Origin of the sequence: Mycobacterium sp., assembly GCF_040509115.1 — a bacterium.
Classification (GTDB): domain Bacteria; phylum Actinomycetota; class Actinomycetes; order Mycobacteriales; family Mycobacteriaceae; genus Mycobacterium.
This window is the reverse complement of record NZ_JBEVLO010000301.1, coordinates 1-5,370: the sequence shown is the minus strand read 5'-3', so window position 1 is coordinate 5,370 and position 5,370 is coordinate 1. Positions and strand designations below refer to the sequence as shown.

The 5,370-nt window shown below is 67.2% G+C and carries 4 protein-coding genes and 1 pseudogene; 2 read left to right on the top strand and 3 right to left on the bottom strand.

The features are described from left to right. Positions 1 to 1,131: PrsW family intramembrane metalloprotease (locus tag ABW137_RS20805; protein ID WP_526403330.1), on the top strand; the 1,131-nt coding region annotated here is incomplete at its 5' end. A gap of 41 nt (positions 1,132 to 1,172) precedes the next feature. After that, complete coding sequence (locus ABW137_RS20800) at positions 1,173 to 1,823, top strand: TRIC cation channel family protein (RefSeq protein WP_526403329.1); 651 nt, start codon at positions 1,173 to 1,175, stop codon at positions 1,821 to 1,823. Here the strand turns inward: ABW137_RS20800 and polA are convergent. The 3 genes and pseudogenes from polA to ABW137_RS20785 form a co-directional block, all read right to left on the bottom strand. Continuing rightward, positions 1,820 to 4,477 (bottom strand): DNA polymerase I, encoded by a 2,658-nt coding sequence (polA, locus tag ABW137_RS20795; RefSeq protein WP_526403331.1) that lies wholly within the window; start codon positions 4,475 to 4,477, stop codon positions 1,820 to 1,822. The two genes, ABW137_RS20800 and polA, sit on opposite strands and share 4 nt — an antisense overlap. 183 nt (positions 4,478 to 4,660) lie before the next feature. After that, positions 4,661 to 5,113, bottom strand: a complete 453-nt coding sequence (locus ABW137_RS20790; RefSeq protein ID WP_526403328.1) for a hypothetical protein — start codon at positions 5,111 to 5,113, stop codon at positions 4,661 to 4,663. A gap of 11 nt (positions 5,114 to 5,124) precedes the next feature. Continuing rightward, positions 5,125 to 5,370: pseudogene (locus ABW137_RS20785) on the bottom strand (hypothetical protein); the annotation flags it as partial.

Below are 5,370 nucleotides of genomic sequence, written 5' to 3'. Positions count from 1 at the left end.
GTCACGCCGCCGTTCGCCCGCAAGGTCCGCAAAGTGGGTGCCCCGCTGGCGGCGATCATCGCGATGGGCACCGTGGCGGGGCTGTCGGTGATCCTTCTGACGCTGGTCAATCCGGTCGGCACCGCCATCGGCTTCGTGCTGGCCACCGTGGCCACCGTGATCGTCGTGTTGGCCTACATCTGGCTGGACCGGTGGGAACCCGAGCCGCCGCGGTTGCTGATCCTCGCGTTCACCTGGGGCGCCTCGGTCGCCATCGTGGTGTCGGTGATCCTGGAACTGGTCTTCGGGTCGCTGCTGGCGACGGGCGAGGCGGCGACCGACGAGTTCGTCACGCTCGCCATCGTCGCGCCGATCGTCGAGGAGGCGGCGAAGGGTGTCTTCCTGCTCATCATGATGACCGGCCGTCGCAGAAACGAGCTCAACTCGTTGACGGACTGCCTGGTCTACGCCGGGCTCGTCGCGGCGGGCTTCGCGTGGCTGGAGAACATCGGGTACATCGGCGGCGGCGAGACACTCGGCGGATCGCTCTTGACGGCCGCCGTGCGGCTGATCCTCGGGCCGTTCGCCCACCCCCTGTTCACGACGGTGACGGCCATCGGGATCTACTTCGCGCTGCACCGTCGGGGGATCGTCGCCAAGTCGGGTTGTGTCCTCCTCGGCTACGTCGGAGCGGTCCTGCTGCACGGGCTGTGGAACGGATCGTCGTTCGTCGGCTTCGAGACCTACCTCCTGGTCTACGCGTTGTGGATGGTGCCGATGTTCGCGTTGGCCATCGCCCTCGGCGTCTCGAGCCGCCGCAGGGAGCAGCGCGTCGTAGCCGCCAAACTGCCGGGCATGGTCGCCGCGGGTGTCGTGACCGCGAACGAGGCGACGTGGCTGGGCACCGTGAAGAGCAGGCAGTTCGCGCTGAGTCAGGCGTCGCGGGTCGGGGGCAAGCCGGCGCGTAAGACCGTGAAGGCCTTTGCGGCGCAGGTCGTGGAGCTGGCATTCGTGCGCGACCGCATCGACCGCGGCTTCGGCGACGCCCGCGTGCAGGCCCTGTTCACCGAGGAGGCGTACGCCGTCGCGGCGGCGCGGGCGGCCGCGCCAACGTTGCAGACGCTGGCCGGCTACCGGACACCCGGCACCTAGGTTTCCAGCCCGCTCCTAGCTTGCCGACGTAGGTTGCGGCCGTGATCCAACACATCGTCAACTACCTGGGTATCGCCGCGCTGGCCGCATCGGGCTCGGTCGTGGGCATCCGCAAGGGTTTCGACCTGTTTGGCATCGCGACCCTGGCGGCTCTCACCGGTGTCGGCGGCGGCATCCTGCGCGATGCCCTGCTCGACATCAGCCCGCCCACCTCGCTGCAACGATGGCCCGACATCACGCTGTGCGTCGCGGTGTCGATCATCAGCACGGTATTCGCCAAGGCGGTGATCAGGATGAGCCAGCTGGTCCTCCTCCTCGACGCCGTGGGGATGGGGTTCTTCGCGACGTCGGGAGCGGCCATCTCCGTCGACCGCGGCGCCAGCTGGTTCGCCGCGGGCGTCCTCGGCATGATCTCGGCCGTCGCGGGCAGCATCATGCGCGACGTCGTGGCCAGGGACAAGCCGATGGTCATGGGCCCGGACGACATGTACGCCGCACCCGCGATCCTCGGGTCGTTGATCTACGTCGCGATCGACTACTGCGGATCGCAATGGCTCGCCGTGGTGACGGGGTCGCTGGTTGCCACGCTGTTGCGGCTGGCGGCGATCACCTTCCACTGGCGGCTGCCCACCGGTCCACGCGAACTGATCGCCCACGAGCACCGCACGCCCAAGAACGACCGCAGCGTCTAGTGCGCTGCGGCGTCCCAGCTGCGGCCATAGCCGACGGACACCTCGAGCGGCACGTCCAGCGGGTAGGCCCCGCCCATCTTGTCGCGCACCAAGACTTCGAGCGCCTCACGCTCGCCGTCGGCGACCTCGAAGAGCAATTCGTCGTGAACCTGGAGCAGCATCCTGGAATTCAGCCCGGCCTCACGCATCGCGACGTCGGTGTTGATCATCGCCACCTTGATGATGTCGGCCGCGCTGCCCTGGATTGGCGCGTTCAGCGCGGCGCGCTCAGCGGCTTCACGCACGTTGCGGTTGCTGCTGTCCAGCTCGGGTAGGTAGCGGCGCCTGCCCAGCACCGTGGACGTGTAGCCGTCCTTGCGAGCCTGATCGACGACGGACTGCAGGTAGTCCCTGATGCCACCGAAGCGCGCGAAGTACTGCTCCATCTGGACCTTGGCCTCTTCGGTGGAGATCTTGAGCTGGGCCGCGAGACCGTACGCGCTGAGCCCGTACGCCAGCCCGTACGACATGGCCTTGACCCGGCGTCGCAGTTCGGCGGTGACCTCGTCGATCGGCACGTCGAAGGCGCGCGAGGCGACGAACGAATGCAGATCCTCGCCGGTGTTGAACGCCTCGATGAGTCCCGCGTCACCCGACAGGTGGGCCATGATCCGCATCTCGATCTGGCTGTAGTCGGCCGTCATCAGCTCGGCGTAGCCGGCACCCACCACGAACCCGTCGCGGATCTGCCTGCCCGCCTCGGTGCGGATCGGAATGTTCTGCAGGTTGGGCTCGGTGGACGACAACCGGCCCGTCGCCGCGATGGTCTGGTTGAACGTGGTGTGAATCCGGCCATCCGCGGCCACGGCTCCGAGAAGGCCATCGACGGTGACCTTGAGCCTGGTGGCATCGCGGTGCGCAAGCAGATGCTGCAGGAACGGATGCCCCGTCTTGTCGAAGAGCCCCTGCAGCGCGTCGGCGTCGGTGGTGTAGCCCGTCTTGGTGCGCTTGGTCTTCGGCATCTCCAACTCGTCGAACAGCACCACCTGAAGCTGTTTGGGCGAGCCGAGGTTGATCTGCTTGCCGATCACCTCGTAGGCGGCCTCGGCGGCGTCACGGATCAGGTCGGCGAACTGGCTCTGCAGCTGCCCGAGCAGGTCTAGGTCGACCGCGATGCCCGTTGTCTCCAGCTGCGCTAGCACCCGCTGAACCGGCAGCTCCATCTGACCAAGCAGCGCCGAGGAGTCGATCCTGGCGAGCTCCTCGTCGAGCGCGTCGGCCAGGTCGGCGACCGCCGACGCCCGCAGCAGCAGCGTCTGCACCGCCTGATCGTCGACGCCATTCTCGTCATCGAGCAGTGAGAGTTGTTGTTGCTCGGGGTTTTCCGCGCGCAGCTCACGTTTGAGGTAGCGCACCGCAAGATCGTCAAGGGCGAAGCTGCGCTGCCCAGGCCGGACCAGGTACGCGGCCAACGCGGTATCGGAGGTGACACCCGCCAACCGCCAGCCACGGCCTTCCAAATCGTGCATCGCCAGCTTGGCCTCGTGCAGCGCCTTGGGCGCCGAGTCGGCGAGCCAGGCGATCAGCGCCGCTTCGTCTTCCGGAGCCAGGGTGGCGGTCTCGAAGTAGCAGCCCTCACCGTCTGCCGAGACGATGGCGACCGCGGTGGCATCGGAGTCGAAGGCCAGATGAGTACCGACCACGGCGAGCCCGAACCGGCCGCCGCCGCCGTGCTCGGCCAGCCACGCACTCAGCTGACCGCTCTCCAACACGCCACCGTTGACGTCGATGCCGTGCTCCACCTCCGGATCGGCGGACGCGAGCGTCTCGAACAGCCGGTCGCGCAGCACGCGGAACTCGAGGTCGTCGAACAGTCGGTGGATCTGGTCTCGGTCCCACGGCATCATTCGCAACGTGTCAGGTGTCTGTGCCAGCGGCACGTCCTTGACGAGCTCGGTCAGGTCGCGGTTGAGGATCACGCTGGAGAGGTTGGCGCGCAACGCATCTCCGACCTTGCCCCTGACCGCGTCGACGTTGTCCACCAACGACTGCAGCGAGCCGTACTCCACGATCCACTTCGACGCCGTCTTCTCCCCAACCCCAGGAATGCCGGGCAGGTTGTCGCTCGGGTCGCCGCGCAGCGCGGCGAAGTCCGGGTACTGGGTAGGGGTCAATCCATACTTCTCGACGACGGCGTCAGGGGTGAAGCGGGTCAGTTCTGACACGCCCTTGCGCGGGTAGAGCACCGTCACGTCGGGGCTGACGAGCTGCAGCGCATCCCGGTCACCGGTGACCACCAGCACGCGGTAACCCTCGTTCTCGGCTTGGGTGGCGAGGGTCGCAATGATGTCGTCGGCCTCGAATCCCCGCTCGGACAGCGCGGTGATGCCGAGCGCGACCAGCACCTCCTTGGTGATGTCGATCTGGCCGCGGAACTCGTCCGGCGTTGCCGAGCGGCCCGCCTTGTATTCGGGGTACTTCTCCGAACGGAACGTCTGGCGCGACACGTCGAATGCCGCGGCGATGTGCGTGGGTTGCTCGTCGCGCAGCAGGTTGATCAACATGGCCGTGAACCCGTACACCGCGTTGGTGGTCAAACCGCTCTGGGTCTTGAAGTTCTCCGCGGGCAGCGCATAGAAGGCGCGAAACGCCAGCGAATTGCCGTCCAGCAGCATCAATGTGGGCTTGGTGTCGGTCTTGGCTGGGCTCACGCCCTCACTCTATTCACCCGACCCGACACTGATGAGCCGGACGGCGCCCACCACCTCGTGCGCGACAACCCGGATCACCCCGAATTCTGCTCGACGTTCCTGCTCGTCGTTCCTGCTCGACGCTCCTGCTCGACGTTGCGAAGTGGCTCACTTCGGCGGCGGAGCGAGCTGACCCGTGCGGATCCAATCGACCGTCATGTCGACGGGATCGTGCGGATCGACGAACACCGCGACGATCGCACCCGGTTGCATCCTCGCGACGTGCAACTGTGCCACCACCTCGTCGAACACCACGCCGTAGGGCGGTGTGCCGTCCTCGCGTCGGACGCATCCCCGTATCCGCAGCACCGGAGACGTGTTCAGGTAGGACCCGACGGTCCAGACGCCGTCGACGACGACCGTGCCCGGCACGCCCGCCCCGTTGGCGAGCTGCGCGTGTCGCACCATGCGCACGCCGATCTCCGAGGCGTCGGCCGCCTCGTGGAGCCGGTTCGGGATGTCCGCCATCTGACCGAGGTACGACGACGGCCGTCCCTGCGACTCCAGGTATTGCTTGTTGGCGCCGCACATCCGCGCCCAGTCCTTGAACGGGTTCGGCATCCGATTCCCCGTCAGTAACCGAGGAACTTGCGGAACTGCTGCCCAACGGCCATCGACTGCCCCATCCGCTGCACCCAGCCGTCAAGCGCGGCCTTGGTGTCCGCGGGATTCCAGCCCCGCTCCTGCGACAGCGCGATCATGCCCGCCTCGTCGTTGATGCCTCGGGCCTGCGCCTCGCGGGCAAGCTCGGCGTAGTCCTGCAGGGAGATGCCGTTGATGGGCTCCCAGATCGGGTCGGTGACCGACACCGAGCGGGT

What these genes read in the sequence shown, in the direction of transcription:
- polA (WP_526403331.1), bottom strand. Translation starts at nt 4,477, where the DNA reads ATGCTGCTGGACGGCAATTCGCTGGCGTTTCGCGCCTTCTATGCGCTG.
- ABW137_RS20790 (WP_526403328.1), bottom strand. Translation starts at nt 5,113, where the DNA reads ATGCCGAACCCGTTCAAGGACTGGGCGCGGATGTGCGGCGCCAACAAG.